Annotated in this window: 18 protein-coding genes and 1 pseudogene; 7 read left to right on the plus strand and 12 right to left on the minus strand. The window is 62.3% G+C overall.

What is annotated here, in order from left to right; genetic code table 11:
* Positions 1–101: 101 nt before the first annotated feature.
* The 4 genes and pseudogenes from X773_RS67275 to petA form a co-directional block, all read right to left on the minus strand.
* Entirely contained in the window at positions 102–647 is a 546-nt protein-coding gene (locus X773_RS67275; RefSeq protein ID WP_023679476.1) for an adenine phosphoribosyltransferase, read from the minus strand.
* A gap of 213 nt (positions 648–860) precedes the next feature.
* Positions 861–1733, minus strand: a complete 873-nt coding sequence (locus X773_RS67280; RefSeq protein ID WP_023679477.1) for a cytochrome c1 — start codon at positions 1731–1733, stop codon at positions 861–863.
* A gap of 88 nt (positions 1734–1821) precedes the next feature.
* A pseudogene (locus X773_RS67285) lies at positions 1822–3199 on the minus strand (cytochrome b N-terminal domain-containing protein).
* 16 nt (positions 3200–3215) lie between these two features.
* Positions 3216–3776, minus strand: a complete 561-nt coding sequence (gene petA, locus X773_RS67290; protein ID WP_023679478.1) for a ubiquinol-cytochrome c reductase iron-sulfur subunit — start codon at positions 3774–3776, stop codon at positions 3216–3218.
* 280 nt (positions 3777–4056) lie between these two features.
* Here petA and X773_RS67295 point away from each other — a divergent pair, with 280 nt between their 5' ends.
* Positions 4057–4413, plus strand: a complete 357-nt coding sequence (locus tag X773_RS67295) for a cupin domain-containing protein (RefSeq protein WP_023679479.1) — start codon at positions 4057–4059, stop codon at positions 4411–4413.
* 27 nt (positions 4414–4440) lie between these two features.
* Here X773_RS67295 and X773_RS67300 read toward each other — a convergent pair whose 3' ends face one another.
* Genes X773_RS67300 through X773_RS0139215 form a run of 4 tightly spaced genes read right to left on the minus strand, consistent with a single transcriptional unit; the run spans position 4441 to position 9115 of the window.
* On the minus strand, positions 4441–4755 hold the full coding sequence (locus X773_RS67300; RefSeq protein ID WP_023679480.1) for a DUF6665 family protein: 315 nt from the start codon (positions 4753–4755) through the stop codon (positions 4441–4443).
* Positions 4756–4779: 24 nt separating this feature from the next.
* Positions 4780–6660: an ABC transporter ATP-binding protein gene (locus X773_RS67305; protein WP_023679481.1), complete on the minus strand. Its 1881-nt coding sequence runs from the start codon at positions 6658–6660 to the stop codon at positions 4780–4782.
* On the minus strand, positions 6657–8546 hold the full coding sequence (locus X773_RS67310; protein ID WP_023679482.1) for an ABC transporter ATP-binding protein: 1890 nt from the start codon (positions 8544–8546) through the stop codon (positions 6657–6659). Before X773_RS67310 ends, X773_RS67305 begins: the two co-directional genes overlap by 4 nt.
* A 26-nt stretch (positions 8547–8572) precedes the next feature.
* Positions 8573–9115, minus strand: a complete 543-nt coding sequence (locus X773_RS0139215; RefSeq protein ID WP_031212588.1) for a hypothetical protein — start codon at positions 9113–9115, stop codon at positions 8573–8575.
* 283 nt (positions 9116–9398) lie between these two features.
* Between X773_RS0139215 and X773_RS67315 the strand changes: the two genes are divergently transcribed.
* From X773_RS67315 to X773_RS67325, 3 genes are all read left to right on the plus strand, one after another.
* Entirely contained in the window at positions 9399–9857 is a 459-nt protein-coding gene (locus X773_RS67315) for a tRNA (cytidine(34)-2'-O)-methyltransferase (RefSeq protein ID WP_023679484.1), read from the plus strand.
* Between the two features lie 170 nt (positions 9858–10027).
* Positions 10028–10471 carry a redox-sensitive transcriptional activator SoxR gene (soxR, locus tag X773_RS67320; protein ID WP_023679485.1) on the plus strand — a complete coding sequence of 148 codons (444 nt, stop codon included), beginning with the start codon at positions 10028–10030 and terminating at the stop codon, positions 10469–10471.
* Between the two features lie 119 nt (positions 10472–10590).
* A complete protein-coding gene (locus X773_RS67325; protein ID WP_156937440.1) occupies positions 10591–10941 on the plus strand; it encodes a hypothetical protein in 351 nt (116 codons plus the stop codon).
* 36 nt (positions 10942–10977) lie between these two features.
* Here the strand turns inward: X773_RS67325 and X773_RS67330 are convergent, their stop codons facing one another.
* On the minus strand, positions 10978–11235 hold the full coding sequence (locus tag X773_RS67330; protein WP_023679487.1) for a hypothetical protein: 258 nt from the start codon (positions 11233–11235) through the stop codon (positions 10978–10980).
* Between the two features lie 103 nt (positions 11236–11338).
* Here X773_RS67330 and hemF point away from each other — a divergent pair, with 103 nt between their 5' ends.
* From hemF to X773_RS67345, 3 genes are all read left to right on the plus strand, one after another.
* On the plus strand, positions 11339–12253 hold the full coding sequence (gene hemF, locus X773_RS67335) for an oxygen-dependent coproporphyrinogen oxidase (protein ID WP_023679488.1): 915 nt from the start codon (positions 11339–11341) through the stop codon (positions 12251–12253).
* 256 nt (positions 12254–12509) lie between these two features.
* On the plus strand, positions 12510–12770 hold the full coding sequence (locus X773_RS67340) for a DUF1344 domain-containing protein (RefSeq protein ID WP_023679489.1): 261 nt from the start codon (positions 12510–12512) through the stop codon (positions 12768–12770).
* A gap of 280 nt (positions 12771–13050) precedes the next feature.
* The gene (locus X773_RS67345) at positions 13051–13236 is read left to right on the plus strand and encodes a DUF1059 domain-containing protein (RefSeq protein WP_023679490.1); all 186 of its coding nucleotides are present in this window, start codon (positions 13051–13053) and stop codon (positions 13234–13236) included.
* A gap of 3 nt (positions 13237–13239) precedes the next feature.
* On the opposite strand, the gene X773_RS67350 is transcribed toward X773_RS67345, so the two are convergent.
* The 3 genes from X773_RS67350 to X773_RS67360 are packed head-to-tail and all read right to left on the minus strand — an operon-like array spanning position 13240 to position 15780.
* The gene (locus tag X773_RS67350; protein WP_031212590.1) at positions 13240–14508 is read right to left on the minus strand and encodes a CCA tRNA nucleotidyltransferase; all 1269 of its coding nucleotides are present in this window, start codon (positions 14506–14508) and stop codon (positions 13240–13242) included.
* Positions 14505–15137 (minus strand): CoA pyrophosphatase, encoded by a 633-nt coding sequence (locus X773_RS67355; protein WP_023679492.1) that lies wholly within the window; start codon positions 15135–15137, stop codon positions 14505–14507. Before X773_RS67355 ends, X773_RS67350 begins: the two co-directional genes overlap by 4 nt.
* Before the next feature lie 13 nt (positions 15138–15150).
* Entirely contained in the window at positions 15151–15780 is a 630-nt protein-coding gene (locus X773_RS67360) for a DUF1285 domain-containing protein (protein ID WP_023679493.1), read from the minus strand.
* Between the last annotated feature and the right edge of the window lie 60 nt (positions 15781–15840).

Genomic DNA, 15840 nt, shown 5'->3' on the forward strand with positions numbered 1-15840 from the left:
CCTTCTACAACGGCCTGGCCTACTTCCGTGCCTGTGCCGATGGATGGGCTCTGCGAGATGTGTATATGCCCTAGCTCCCACAGGGGAGAAGGAAGAAACACTCAATGCCCCTCAAACCCGATCAGCGTCCTCACCGGTACGCCGAGCGCCTCTAACCTCTCTCGGCCGCCAAGGTCCGGCAGGTCGATGACGAAGCAGGCGGCGAGGATATCGGCGCCGATCTGCCGCAATAGCTTGACGGCCGCCTCGGCCGTGCCGCCGGTGGCGATCAAATCGTCGACGAGGATTACCTTCTCGCCTGGAGAAACACCGTCCTTGTGCATCTCCATCTCGTCCAGCCCGTATTCCAGGCTGTAGGCGACGCGCACCGTCTCGTAAGGCAACTTGCCCTTCTTGCGGATCGGCACGAAGCCGGCCGAGAGCTGGTGGGCGATGGCGCCGCCGAGGATGAAGCCGCGCGCCTCGATGCCGGCGATCTTGTCGATCTTGAGGCCGGCATAGGGATGCACCAGTTCGTCGATGGCGCGGCGGAAGGCCCGCGCATTGCCGAGCAGCGTGGTGATGTCGCGAAACAGGACCCCCGGCTTGGGATAATCCGGAATGGTGCGGATCGCGGCAAGCAGCGTCTCTTCGAGCGAGGATTTCATCAAGCGGCTCTCCGGGCCTTTCAGATTCGGCTGAAGACGTGAAGGGAATTGGCCAATCGTAACCCGGTGCAGCCAAGTCCGGCTACCGCCATGTGACGCCTGACGGAAAATTGTCCGGCAAAGGGCGTGCTCAGCGACGGCTGCAATAAATCGAAATGCCTGCAATGAAAAGGGCGCCTTTCGACGCCCTCCCGGTCTCGTGTGTTGCCGGGCTCAGTGCGCCACGCCGGCCCACACCTTGCGCTTGGTCAGGTAGACCAGTGCGCCGAACAGCAGCAGGAAGACCAGTACGCGAAAGCCGGTCTTCTTGCGGTCCTCGAGATGCGGTTCGGCCGCCCACATCAGGAAGGCCGACACGTCGCGAGAATACTGGTCGACCGTCTGCGGCGCGCCGTCATCATAGGTAACCTGGCCGTCGGAGAGCGGCTTCGGCATCTTCAGCGACACACCGGACAGGAAGTACGGATTGTAGTGCGTGCCTTCCGGTATGACCATGCCCGCCGGCGGCTGCTGGTCGTAGCCGGTCAGCAGCGAGTGGATGTAGTCGGGACCGCCCTGGGCATATTGCGTGAAGATGTCGAAGACGAAGCGCGGGAAGCCGCGTTCAACGCCGCGCGCCTTGGCCAGCAGCGACATGTCGGGCGGTGCTGCGCCGCCATTGGCCGCCGCCGCCGCTTCCGCATTGGGGAACGGCGCCGGGAAATGGTCGGACGGCTTGCCGGGGCGATCGAACATGTCGCCGGCATCGTTCGGGCCGTCGTGGATCGTGTATTCGGCCGCCAGCGTCTTGATCTGCGCATCCGAATAGCCAAGGCCTTCCAGCGTGCGGAACGCCACCAAATTCATCGAATGACAGGCTGAGCAGACTTCCTTGTAGACCTTCAGCCCGCGCTGCAACTGGGCCTTGTCGTAGGTGCCGAACGGCCCGGCGAAGCTCCAGTCCATTTCCTTTGGTTCGTGTATCGGGAAATGCGTCGGCGCCGCCTCGTTGTGCGCCTCTTCCTGGGCGCGCGCTCCAGTGCCTGTGGCCCCAATGCCCGCGGCCACAAGGCCAAGCAGCGCCAGCGAGGTGAGAATCTTCTTCATGCAAATCCCCTTGAGATTCTCTGACGCGCTGTCATCGTCTCGAGCATGATCTTGTCCGAAAACCGGTTTCCACTTTTCGGGATCATGCTCAGCCTTTGGTTTCCGGCGCGGCCGTGGCGCCGGCAGGATGTCCACCGCTACCCTTGTTCTTCCCGAGCACCGCCTCGGTGATCGAATTCGGCAGCCGCCGCGGCGTCTCGATCAGCCCAAGTACCGGCAGCGCTACCAGGAAGAAGGCGAAGTAGAACAGCGTCGCCATCTGCGCCATGAACACATAGCTGCCCTCGGCCGGCTGCGAGCCCAGCCAGCCGAGCAGGATGGCGTCGGCCACGAACAGCCAGAAGAACAGCTTGTACCAGGGCCGGTAGACTGCCGAGCGCACCTTCGAGGTGTCGAGCCACGGCACCAGGAACAGCATGACAATCGCGCCGAACATGCAGAGCACGCCGCCGAGCTTGGAGTTGATGGGCCCGATATTGAAGGTGATAGCGCGCAGGATCGCGTAGAACGGCAGGAAGTACCATTCCGGCACAATGTGGGCCGGCGTCTTCAGGGGGTTGGCAACGGTGTAATTGTCCGGATGGCCGAGATAGTTCGGCAGATAAAAGACGAAATAGGCGAAGACGAACAGGAACACGATCATGCCGAACCCATCCTTGATGGTCGCGTAAGGCGTGAAGGCGAGCGTNATAGGCGAAGACGAACAGGAACACGATCATGCCGAACCCATCCTTGATGGTCGCGTAAGGCGTGAAGGCGAGCGTGTCGGTCTTCGATTTGACCTCGATGCCGGTCGGATTGTTCTGGCCGACGACGTGAAGCGCCCAGATGTGCAGCACGACGACGCCGGCGATCATGAACGGCAATAGGTAATGCAGCGCAAAGAAACGGTTCAGCGTCGGATTGTCGACCGCGAAGCCGCCGAGCAAAAGCTGCTGGATCCAGTCGCCGACCAGCGGGATGGCGGTGAAGAAGCCGGTGATGACGGTGGCGCCCCAGAAGCTCATCTGGCCCCAGGGCAGCACATAGCCCATGAACCCGGTCGCCATCATCAAGAGGTAGATGATGCAGCCGAGGATCCACAGCAACTCGCGCGGCGCCTTGTAGGAGCCGTAGTAGAGGCCACGGAAAATATGGATGTAGACGGCGACGAAGAAGAACGACGCGCCGTTCGAATGCAGATAGCGCAGCAGCCAGCCCGAATTGACGTCGCGCATGATCTTCTCGACCGAATCGAAGGCGAGAGTGCTGTCGGCCGCGTAGTGCATGGCCAGCACGATACCGGTCAGGATCTGCGCCGCCAGCATGAGCGCGAGAATGCCGCCGAAGGTCCAGGCGTAATTCAAATTGCGCGGCACCGGATAGGCGATGAAGCTGTCATAGACCAGCCGCGGCAGCGGCATGCGCGAATCGAACCAGCGTCCGATGCCGGTCTTGGGCGTATAGGTCGAGTGTCCCTCGCTCATGGAAATATCCCTTGCCTCAGCCGATACGGATCTTGGTGTCGGAAATGAACTGGAACACCGGCACCGCCATGTTCTCGGGCGCCGGCCCCTTCCGGATGCGGCCGGCGGTATCGTATACTGAACCGTGGCACGGGCAGAACCAGCCGCCGAAATCGCCTTCCTGGCCGAGCGGGATGCAGCCGAGATGGGTGCAGACCTGGATCATCACCATCCAGGCTTCCTTGCCCGGCGTGGTGCGGTTGGCGTCGGTTGCCGGGGCGTCGGCCGGCAAATTGGCGTTGCGGGCGATTGGATCCTTGAGCTCGGCGAGATTGACCGCCTCGCCGTCCTTCATCTCTTGCTCGGTGCGGTTGCGCACGACCACCGGCTTGCCCCGCCACTTCACAACGAGCGACATTCCTGGCGTCAGCGAAGAGACGTCGACCTCCACCGAGGCAAGGGCCAGCGTCGAGGCATCCGGACGCATCTGATCGATGAACGGCCAAGCGACAGCGCCCGCGCCGACCACCGCCGCCATGCCGGTGGCGACGTAGAGAAAATCACGACGGTTGGGATCCTGGGTGTCGGTTGCGCTCACGGGTGCCTGATCCTTTCGTCTCTTCCGTGCCGGCGGCCGAGCCTGTTCCCCGCTCAATCACGCCGGCCCGACAGCGCATGGCGAACAGGCTAGCGAATTCCTCCGGCATTTGGGACTTGGGTTTATGCGTGAAGCCTGTTTTTGTCCAGACGGGTGAAGGCACAAGGGCAGATTGTCGCGGGGACGTAATTTGCCCAGCGGAACGATTGGAAAACAGCAGCAAAACCAAACGGCTGCGCTCACCTCGACAGCGGACGCTGGCCCGGTTTATCCTCGCCCTATGGCGCATGTCATAGACCGCGACAAGTGGGCCGAAGCGCCCGACCACTGGCCCGACCACTGGCAGGGCGAGCTGCAATGCGGCGCCTACGGCTCCAACAGCTGCCTGATCTTCAACTACCTGCCCGAGATCGGCGGCGGCCCCAGGCTGCACAGCCACCCCTATTGCGAGATTTTTATCATCCGGACCGGGACCGGCCTGTTCACCGTCGGCGACCGGCAGATCGAGGCCACAGCCGGCCAGATCCTGATCGTGCCGCCGAACACGCCGCACAAATTCACCAATCTCGGGCCAGGCCCGCTGGAAACCACCGACATACACGAGAACGGCAGCTTCATCACCGAGTGGCTGGAATAACGCTTCCCAAACCAGTTCCGGTTCGGATCATGCGCTAGCGCCGAGCCTGGCCAGCACGGCCTTGGGAATGTTGTATTCCCGGATCACCGCGTCGTGCTTGCGCAGGCCGCAGAGTTCGCGCTGGATGAAATACCCGTGCACCGCTTCGGCTGCATCCCTGAGCAGCCGGGCACGGTCGACACTGTCGCAATTCTCGCGCAGCCTCGTCAATGTTTCCTCGACGCGCCGGCCGGCGCGGCCGAGCGCTGCCGCCTTTTCACCGAGGATTTCATGGCCAAGCAGGTCCAACGCGCTCTCCTGCGCGCCGGACCGTCCGAAATTCGATGGCATTCTCACCGCCATGATTTCACTCCGCTTTATAGAAAACTACTCCGCCGGCCGGGTCTCGGCCAACGCGCTCTCTTCGTTGAACAGGAAGCCGCCGGACTGCCGCTTCCACAGCCTGGCATAGAGCCCGTCGAGCCCGACCAGCTCGTCATGCGTGCCTTGCTCGACGATGCGGCCCTCGTCGAGCACCACCAGCCGGTCGAGTGCCGCAATGGTCGATAGCCGATGCGCGATGGCGATGACCGTCTTGCCTTCCATCAGCCTTGCCAGATTTTCCTGGATCGCCGCCTCGATGTCGGAATCGAGCGCCGAGGTCGCCTCATCGAGCACCAGGATCGGTGCATCCTTGAGGAAGACGCGGGCGATCGCCACGCGCTGGCGCTGGCCGCCGGAGAGCTTGACGCCGCGCTCGCCGACATAGGCCTCGTAGCCGATACGATCGCGATTGTCGCGCAGACCGAGGATGAACTCGTGCGCCTCGGCCTTCTTCGCTGCCGCGACCACCTCGGCGTCGGTCGCTTCCGGCATGCCGAGCTTGATGTTGTCGCGCAGCGAGCGGTGGAAAAGTGCCGTATCCTGGCTGACGACGCCGATATTGGCGCGCAGCGAATTCTGCGTGACCCTGGAGACGTCCTGCCCGTCAATGGTGATCTTGCCGCTCTCGAGGTCGTAGAGGCGCAGGATCAGATTGACCAAGGTCGTCTTGCCGGCGCCGGACGGGCCGACCAGGCCGACCTTTTCGCCCGGCCGCACGACGAGGTCGATGCCGTCGAGCACGCCGGACCCCTTGCCGTAGTGGAACTCGACATTGCTGACGTCGATGCGCCCGCCGACGACGACAATCTCTTTCGCGTCCGGCGCATCGGTCAGGCCGAGCGGCTGTGAGATCAGCGCCTTGGAGTTTTCCAGCACGCCGAGGTTCCGCAAGATGCCGTTGAGCTGCATCATCAGCCGGCCGAGCAGCATGTTCAGCCGCAGCACCAAAGACAGCGTGAAAGCCACGGCGCCGACTGTGATCGAGCCCTCGACCCAGAGATAAACGGCAAAGCAGGCGATCGCCGTGATCATAATGCCCGACAGCATCGTCAGTGCCATGCGCACGCCGGTCAGCCGGCGGGTGAACGGGCGCAGCGCGTCGAGATAGATGTCGAAGCCGTTCCTGATGTAGCGGTCGTCGCCATCGGCCGAGAACAGTTTCAGCGTCTGCACGTTCGAATAGGAATCGACAAGGCGGCCGGTGATCATCGAGCCGGCTTCGGCGGTGGCTTCGGCATGCTTGCGGATCGCCGGCAAATAGCGCCTGGCCAGCAAGCCGAAGGCGGTAATCCAGATCACCACCAGCACCGCCAGCCGGAGATCGAGCCCGGCGACCAGCGCCAGCGTCGTCACCGTATAGACGACCATGAACCAGACGACCTCGATGAAGCTTTCCATCAGATCGCCGGTCGCCTGTCCCGCCTGCCAGACCTTGGTCGCGATACGTCCGGCAAAGTCGTTCTGGAAGAAGGCGTAGGATTGGCGCGAGACATGGCGATGCGCCTGCCAGCGCACCAGATTATAGAAACCCGGCGTGATCGTCTGCTCGTCGACCAGCGCCGACAGGCCGACGACGATGGTGCGGATGACCAGCACCACCGCGATCATGAAGACAAGTTCCGGGCCGGCGGCAGTCCACAACGCGTGCCAGCTGCGTTCGCCGGGAAGCTGGTCGAGGATGTCGACCAGCCGCCCGACGAAATAGAACAGTCCGGCTTCGACTAACGGCGCGATGCCGCCGATCAGCAGCATGGCGAAGAAGGCGATCTTCGCCTGCCCGACATAATGCCAGAGGAAACCCCTGACGCCGGCAGGTGGCCGAAGGTCCGCAGGCTCCCGGAATGGATAGACCCAGTTCTCGAACCAGCGGTAGATGGCAGTCATTCGGCGGCTTCACCCTTGACGAGTGCATCGTTGGCGGCTGCATCGTTGGCAGAGGGGCCGTCGTCGAGCAGGAAGCCGCCCGACTGGCGCTGCCAGAGCTGGGCGTAGAGCCCGCCGCTGGCAATCAGTTCCTCATGCGAACCTTCCTCGATGACGCGGCCCTTGTCCATGACGACGAGCCGGTCCATGGCGGCGATCGTCGACAGCCGGTGCGCAATGGCGATGACGGTCTTGCCTTGCATCAGTCTGTAGAGGTTCTCCTGGATGGCCGCCTCGGCCTCGGAATCTAGGGCGGAGGTCGCTTCGTCGAGGATAAGGATTGGTGCGTCCTTCAGCATAACACGGGCTATGGCGATGCGTTGCCGCTGGCCGCCGGACAATTTGACGCCGCGATCACCGACATGCGCGTCGAAACCCTTTCGACCGTTAGAATCCGACAATCCGGCGATGAAATCCAGCGCCTCGGCGCGCCGCGCCGCCTCGATCAGCATCTGGTCACTGGCGTCCGGCCGGCCATAGAGGATATTCTCGCGCACCGAGCGATGCAGCAGCGAGGTGTCCTGCGTGACCATGCCGATCTGGGCGCGCAGCGAGTCCTGCGTCACCGCCGCAATGTCCTGGCCGTCGATGAGGACCTTGCCGCTTTCGAGGTCATAGAAGCGCAACAGAAGATTGACCAGCGTCGACTTGCCGGCACCCGAACGGCCGACGATGCCGACCTTCTCGCCCGGCTTCACCGTCAGCGACAGGCTTTCGATCACGCCCTTCTGCTTGCCATAATGGAAGCGGATGTCCTCAAAACGGATCTCGCCCTTGGTCACGGCAATATCCTTGGCGCCAGGCCGGTCTTCGACGAGGCGCGGCAGCGAGATCGAGGCGATGCCGTCCTGCACCGTGCCGATATTCTCGAACAGCGTGGACATCTCCCACATGATCCATTGCGACATGCCCCAGAGCCGAAGCACGAGGCCGATGACCAGGGCGACGGCGCCGATCGTCACGGCTTGGCCGAGCCACAGCCATAGCGAGATTGCGGTGACCGAAAACAACAGCAGCGAATTCAGGACGTAGAGCAGGCCGTAGAGCTGTGTCACCAGCCGCATCGACCGGTAGACTGTATCGAGAAAGCCGGCCATACCGTCCTTGGCGAAGGATGCCTCGCGCCGCGCATGCGAGAACAGCTTGACCGTCTGGATGTTGGAGTAGCTGTCGACGACACGGCCGGTCATGGTTGAGCGCGCATTGGCCTGCTCCTCGCCGACCTTGCCCAGCCGCGGGATGAAATAGCGCAACAGCAGGACATATCCGGCAAGCCAGACGGCAAGCGGCGCAGCCAGCCGCCAGTCTGCCGAGCCGACAATGAACAGCATGCCGAGAAAATAGACGACGATATAGTTGAGCACATCGATGAGCTTGATGACGCACTCGCGCACCGCGAGCGCGGTCTGCATCAGCTTGGTCGCGATGCGCCCGGCAAACTCGTCCTGATAGAAGCTCATTGACTGCTTGAGCAGATAGCGATGCACCTGCCAGCGGATACGCATCGGATAATTACCCATCAGCGTCTGCTGGTTGAGCAGCGAATGGAACCAGACCGTCGCCGGCAGCGCGAAAATCACGATGAAGGCCATGCCGACCAGCTTCAAGCCTTCGGTCTGCAGGAACGTCTCGCGATTCTGTCCGGACAGCCAGTCGACGATCCGGCCCATGAAGCCGAACATCCACACCTCGGCAAGGGCGATGGCCGTCACCAGTACCGCATCGAGAGCGATGTAGGGCCACGCGCCGCGCGTATAATGCACGCAGAAGGCGATCAGTGTCCGCGGCGGCTCGACCGGCTCCTTGGCAGGGAACGGATCGAGCCTTTTTTCAAACCAGCTAAACATAGAGATGCTCACAATACTGTTTCCGCTCACGCGGCACGCGAACGGACGAGGTGCCCAGACCGCATGGCGTCAAGGACCGGCGATACGGAATCGTCCGCCTCGCCGGTCCTGCTTCGCGCTATATAGGTTGTCGCGGGCCTTTCGCCGACAGTCTCGTTTGACGATGCTGACGACGTTTTGACGATCCGGATTTTCGCGCTGGTTTTTGCACCAGGCCGGATCAGCCTGATGATCCGGCGCACCAGCGACGGCCGGCTATAGTCCGGAACGGCGCGCGAGAAATCGACGTCCGGCAGCATGCCGCGATGCGGACGCCGGCGGGTCTCGGCGTGAACCGCCGACGAGTAGGTCTCGCCGATCAAAAGCGCCCAGGTCGCAGTCTTGCGCTCGTGCAGGCTTCTTGAGCCGGGTATTCTACATGGATCGAACATCGGTCCGTCCTCCAGTTGAAGATGCAGGTAGAAGGGTGAACCAACCCAGGCCGCGGGCACGCGCGGCGCGGCAAAGGTGGCATCGGTCGAAGCGTGTTCAGGTGGGGCGTTCAGCCCCTTCCACAGCTTGAAAAACATCGCAGGATTCCTTCAAAGGCCGAAAAAGGTTTCGGCGGGAATCGGTGCGATTGAAGTCTAGAAGGTCAGGAGAATCGTCGTACCGAAACCGCCGTCGGGCTGGTAAGCCCACGAGAGGGGTGGTGGATGTGCATGGCCATCATGAATTACCCCTCCATCGGTTCGGGTTGACAATGCTGGCCGTATAACCGACTTCGCAGAAAATGACCACCCGCCAGTCCAGGAATTTCCAAAACCGCGAGAGCTCTGTGGCTGATCTGCCACTTATTAGAAAGACGCGGAAATGAACGACCGTCTCCGCATCGCGCTCTATCAGCCTGATATCGCCGGCAACACCGGGACAATCCTGCGCTTCGCCGCTTGCCTCGGTCTCGGCGTCGACATCATCGAACCGGCGGGCTTCCCGCTCGGTGACCGGGCGCTGAAACGGGCCGGCATGGACTACCTCGAAATGGCGGCGCTGACCCGCCATGTCGACTGGCACGCCTTCGAGGACTGGCGCAAGCTTGCCATGCGGCGGCTGGTGCTGCTGTCGACCAAAGCAGCTGCCGCCTACACGGATTTCGCTTTTGCCGGCGACGACATTCTCTTGTTCGGCCGTGAATCCGCAGGCGTGCCGGACGCCGTTCACGAGGCGGCGGATGCGCGACTGATCATCCCGATGCAGCCCGGCGCGCGCAGCATCAACGTCGCGCTTTCCGTTGCAATGGTGGCGGCCGAGGCGATCCGGCAGCTCCGCTAGGATGTGTACGCGATCGCCGGCCGCAGCGACCAAGGCGTCATCCTCACGCAACACTGCGTCCTCTCCGGTCATTCTCATCCAGACGCCCATCGCCTTCTCCTGCCGTTTGCATCTTCGAGGCTTCTTCGCTACAAGCTCAACTTAACTTGAGGTCAAGCGGAAAATCGGAGATGGCTGCGGCAACGGAATTAACAGTCGGCCAGGTGGCGATGCGCAGCGGCGTGGCGGTGTCGGCGCTGCATTTCTACGAAGCACGCGGGCTGATCCGCAGCCACCGCACATCAGGCAACCAGCGGCGTTACGGCCGCGACGTGCTGCGACGGGTGGCGATCATCAAGGTAGCGCAGGAGGTCGGCATTTCGCTGGCCGAGATCGGCACAGCCCTTCGATCATTGCCTGAAGGCCGGACGCCGACGCGCGAGGATTGGAACCTGCTTTCGACGGCTTGGCGCGACGACCTCGACCAGAAAATTAGTCAGCTCAAGAAGCTGCGCGACGGGCTGAGCGACTGCATCGGCTGCGGCTGCATGTCGATCGACAAATGTCCGCTGCGGAATAAGAACGACAGGCTGGCAAGGGACGGCGCGGGCGCCCGCAGGCTGGTCGTGCGTTGAAGCCATGACGGTCTGGACGGGTTCAGCGAACTTATCCTGTCCGTTAGTCACTATACAGTCTTGTGAAGGTCATGTGCCCGTGCTTGATACGCCCCTGCAACTAACCTTGGGGGGCAGAATTGAAATTTGCATACAAGACTTACGCCGCGTTGCTTGGCGCCATTGTGTTGGCTGGATGCATGCCGAGCGAAGGTGAATGGAATACGGCAAGGACTTTGGTTCAGGGCAGTCCTGCCATGTATAAGAAAGTGCTTACGGAATGCATCAGGCATTCGGAGCAATCGCCTCTCAGTTCGAAGCAGGAAGCTGGCAAGATCATGAATGTCAGCGCAGCCGCGGCGCCACGTGTCTGGTGCGGAAGAACCGTGCGGGCCTTCGCGAATGGGCGCCTGACGTATGCCGAGATGAAACGAGCGCATCTTGGAACGGGCGACAGAAGCGTGTTTATCAAGATCGTTCAGGGCAGATGAACTAGCCCTGATACGTTCAGCCTCGAGACCGGAGCGTTAATCCGCCGCCGGCAGCCGCCTGATGGTGAATTCGATGACGTCGCCCGGCCGCTCGAACCAGCTTTCGATCTCGGTCCAATAGGCCTGCTTAGGAAAGCGCTCGAACCATTCCTTCGCCTTGAGACGAGCGTCCGAGCGCGGCAGCACGAAGGTCTCGCGCAGGAAGCCGTCGCGCGGCATGCGCGCGTTCTCGGCGCGCGAACGGTCGAGCCTCTTCTTCAGGCCATCCAGCGGCGGTCTTGCCGGGGTGCGCACGAAAGAACTCCATTCACACTTGACCCTTGCACCCAAGAGATTAGGGATCGCGGCCGGAAAAGACGAGTCATTTGTCGGGCGCGCCCGCAACCGGAGACAGGATTTGCAACGACCCGAGATACCGGCGGGGCTGCCAGCCGACATCGAACAGAAGAAGACGAAGGCACGGCTGTGGTTCGAGACGTTGCGCGAGCGCATCTGTGCCAGCTTCGAGCAGATCGAGCAGGACCTGCAGGGGCCGCAGGCTAGCTGGTCGCCCGGCCGCTTCGAAAAGACGCCGTGGCAACGCGATGCCGGCAAGGGCGGCGGCGGTATCATGTCGATGATGCACGGCCGCGTCTTCGAGAAGGTCGGCGTCCACACCTCGACCGTCCACGGCGAGTTCTCGCCCGAATTCAGGAAGCAGATGCCGGGCGCCGAAGAGGACCCCTCCTTCTGGGCAAGCGGCATTTCGCTGATCGCCCATCCGTGGAACCCCAACGTGCCGGCCGTGCATATGAACACGCGCATGGTCGTCACCTCGCGCCAGTGGTTCGGCGGCGGCGCCGACCTGACACCGGTGCTCGACCGCCGCCGCAGCCAGGACGACCCCGACACGATCGCCTTCCACAGAGCGATGCAATTTGCCTGCGAGAAGAACGCGGCGATCGCCGACTACGTGAAATTCAAAGCCTGGTGCGACGAGTACTTCTACCTGCCGCACCGCGACGAGCCACGCGGTACCGGCGGTATCTTCTTCGACTGGCTGCATTCGGATGAGGACAAAGGCGGCTGGGACGCCGATTTCAACTTCGTCCAGGACGTCGGGCGATCTTTTCTCGTCGTCTACGGACATCTGGTGCGCGCCAACTTCAATGACAACTGGACCGATGGCGACCGTGACGAGCAGCTCATCCGCCGCGGCCGTTATGTCGAATTCAACTTGCTTCACGATCGCGGCACCATCTTCGGGCTGAAGACCGGCGGCAATGTCGCCTCGATCCTGTCCAGCCTGCCGCCAGAAGCGAAATGGCCGTAAAATCTCGGTGAGCACGACGTGAGCCGCAATCGGGTCCAAATCCCCAGAATTTGACGGCGAATGTGGCGCAAGGCGCGCCAGAAAATATCTTTTTCGTCTAATATGCCATTGTAAAGATTGGGCTATTTGTCGCGTCGGGCCGGGAAACGCCGGCGGTTCTTTACTCCCGAGAGCCGCGACCCGACGTGACCGGACGGCCCAGATTGAATGGGGCACCTTTCCCAAGCGGTGCCCGCATTTTCCAGGAGAGCATGCCATGCGCAAGCTTATTATGACCGCAGCCGCCGCTGCCGTTCTCGCCTCTGGTACTGCCGCATTCGCTGCGGTCAAGCACACCACCGGCACGATCAAAAGCTTTGATGGAACGGCGATGAGCCTAGTTCTGGATAACGGAGCCACCTTTACGTTGCCCCAGACCTTCAAGGATCCTGGCCTGAAGGTCGGCGAAAAGGTCCGCGTCACGTGGGATATGAGCGGCAAGGATAAAATTGCCGAGGCAGTCAAGATCGTGAAGTGATGTCCTGCCCGCTGGAGCAAGACGAGGTCTTACTCCTGGGTAGCGTAAGAGGGCGGAGCAGCGATGCTCCGCCTTTTCGCAACCCGATCACTAGAGGGCCGCGTGTCGGCTTGGACGCACGGCACTCTAAGGCAACCAAAACCGTTCGATCGTGTTATGCTAAGCTGGCCAGCGTGTAGCCCGGATACCGGACGCGGTTTCCGGATCGCGCAGTCAAAGGTCTGGAGCTTCCGTGTCATTGCGCGGCGCGGCGCTCCAAGGAGGAAATGAGGAGAAGCCGATGAAGGAATTCCATTGCGGGTCGCTCGTACCCGGCTGCGAGTGGCACACACGCGCCGAGGAGGAGGCTGAGGTCATGCGCCGTGCCGTCGAGCATCTGCGCGAGACGCACGGCGAGACGGTGATCCGCGAGACGATGATCGAGGCGATCCGCTCGCGCATCGAAAAGGTCCGCGACGCAGCGTGACGGTCAGGATTCGAGTGCCTCCGCGGCGCGCTTGAGCAGCGCGCCGCGATCAAGCGCAAAACCGGACTCGACCCATTCCTTTTCGAGATTCTTCAACGTTGCACCAAGCTTCGGCCCCGGTGATGCGCCAAGCGTCGTCAGATCGGCGCCCTTGACCGGAAAAACAGGGTTTTGCCATTTTGCAGCGAAGGCAAGCAGGCGCGAGAAGCCGCCGGCTTCGAGCAGTGCGTCATTGTCTTCGACCGCGCGGGCTCGAGCGGAAGCGAGCAACAGCCGCAACCGATCGACAAAGCCTTGGCGGTCGCCAAAATAAAGCCTTTTCGCCAACTCTCCTTCGGTCGTTTTCGGATCGACGGCAGCCGTGATCGCCCAATTCCGCAGCCGGCTTGCTTCGCTCACGGCAAGCCTCAATCTCTCGGCAAGCGTTTTCATGCGCGCGGCATCCGGCGGCACGATGGCTTCCAGCCTGAGCAGCGGGTCCGGCGCCCAGGCCAGATCCTTCTCGGTCTTGGTCAGCCCGTGGATGGCATCGATGCCCCATTTCTCGCTTTCCGGCAAAACGGCGGTCAGAACGCCGGCCTGGCGCATCCACAGCAGCGCCCGCGACGGATCTGGCGCTGACAGCAATTTCTTCAATTCCCACCAGACGCGCTCGACCGAGAGCTGGTCGAGCCCCTGCTTCAGCCGGGCACAAGCCTTCAACCCTTCGGCATCCGGCCTGCCGTCGCCATACCATGCGAAGAAACGGAAGAAACGCAGGATGCGCAGATAATCCTCGCGGATACGCGCTTCCGGATCGCCGATGAATCGCAGCCTCCGCGCTTCGATATCGGCGATACCGCCGACCAGATCGACGACTGTTCCATCGGCTTCGGCATAGAGTGCATTGATGGTGAAATCACGCCGCTCAGCGTCGGCTTTCCAGTCGCGGCCGAACGACACTTTGGCGCGCCGGCCGTCGGTTTCGATATCGGCACGCAGCGTGGTGACCTCATAGGCCTTGCCGTGGCCGACCGCGGTGACTGTGCCATGCTCGATGCCGGTCGGTACCGTCTTGAAGCCTGCCGCCTCGGCGCGCCGGATGGTTTCCTCGGGCACCGTGGTGGTGGCGATGTCGATGTCGGCGACCGGCTGGCCCATGAGCGCGTTGCGCACCGCACCGCCGGCGACACGCGCCTCCTCGCCGCCATCGGTCAGCGCGGCGAGCAGGCGCTGCAGGTGGCGTTCGCCGAGCCACCCGGCCTTGCCCGCGATCGACACTGGATCGCTCACGAATAGAGCCTTTCATAAAGCGTACGGATGATGCCCGCGGTGACGCCCCAGATGCGCTGGCCGCCATAGGGCATCTCGTAATAGAACCATTCGAGGTCGTTCCACATGCGACTGTCTCTGGTGTGGTTGGCGGGGTCCATCAGAAAGCCCAGCGGCACCTCGAAGACGGCATCGACTTCGTCGGAATTCAGCGTCAGGCTGAAACCGGGCCGTACAATCCCGAGCACCGGGGCGATGCGATAGCCGCTGCCGGAAACGTAGTCCGGCAGACGGCCGATGATCTCGATGTAATCACTATCGAGACCGATCTCCTCGGATGTCTCGCGCAACGCCGCCGTTTCCGGGCTCGCATCGGTTGGATCGATGGTACCACCGGGGAAAGCCACCTGCCCCGAATGGTTGCGCAGCTTTTCCGCCCGCCTGGTCAAAAGGACCGTGGCTTCATGGCCATGATCGACCACCGGGATGAGCACGGCGGCATCGCGCAGCGCCTTGGCCAGCTTCAGCCTGGGATGGCCCGGATTGAAGCGGTGGTCGCCAAAATCGTCGCCGGCATGCGCCAGCGGCTGTGCCGCGACGCGCTGGCGAAACCCGGCAGCGGAAAACGGCAACGGCATCACCTGATCCATCATAGGCGGTCCATCATGCGCTCAGCCGTTTCAGTTTCTCAGCCGGCATGATTGGATAGACCTCGCCTTTGGAACGGACGGCAAACATCGTCTTGCCACCGATGTCGATCTCTTCGCCGTGCTCGACCAATTCGTACATCACCGGCCGTGCCACCAGCGCCTCCAGCCGCCCGCGCACCAGCACATAAGGCTTCAGGCCACCTGTCTCGTCCTCATCGACGAAGCGCAGCGGGTGTCCCGCCCCAGCCTCTACCACGTCGCCGACATTGGTGCGAAAGGTGACGATTTGTCCGTCGCCGGCGCCCGACACGTCCATCTCGACGGCAATGAAGGGCGCGTCGGCGACGCGGATGCCGACCTTTTCCACCGGCGTCACCAGGTAGGTTCTACCGTCCGCGTCCTTGCGCAGCACTGAGGAAAAAAGCTGCACCAGCGGCATCCGGCCGATCGGCGTTCCCAGATAGAACCAGGTGCCGTCCTGCTTGATTTCCATGTCGAGATCGCCGCAAAATGCCGGATTCCAGCGTTCCACCGGCGCCGGCCCCTTGCCAGCGCGCGTCGCGCGCGAGACCAGCGCCTCCAGCCCGCGCGCCTCGGTCGCGGCCGTCAGCCTCTCTTCACGATGGTCGGCGGCTTCCGTCATGGTCACGAAATAGTCACTGTTGTTCCGCTTGTCAGCCTAAGTCTGTGATTTAAGTTCATT

Origin of the sequence: Mesorhizobium sp. LSJC280B00 (genome assembly GCF_000502835.1) — a bacterium.
Lineage (GTDB): Bacteria > Pseudomonadota > Alphaproteobacteria > Rhizobiales > Rhizobiaceae > Mesorhizobium.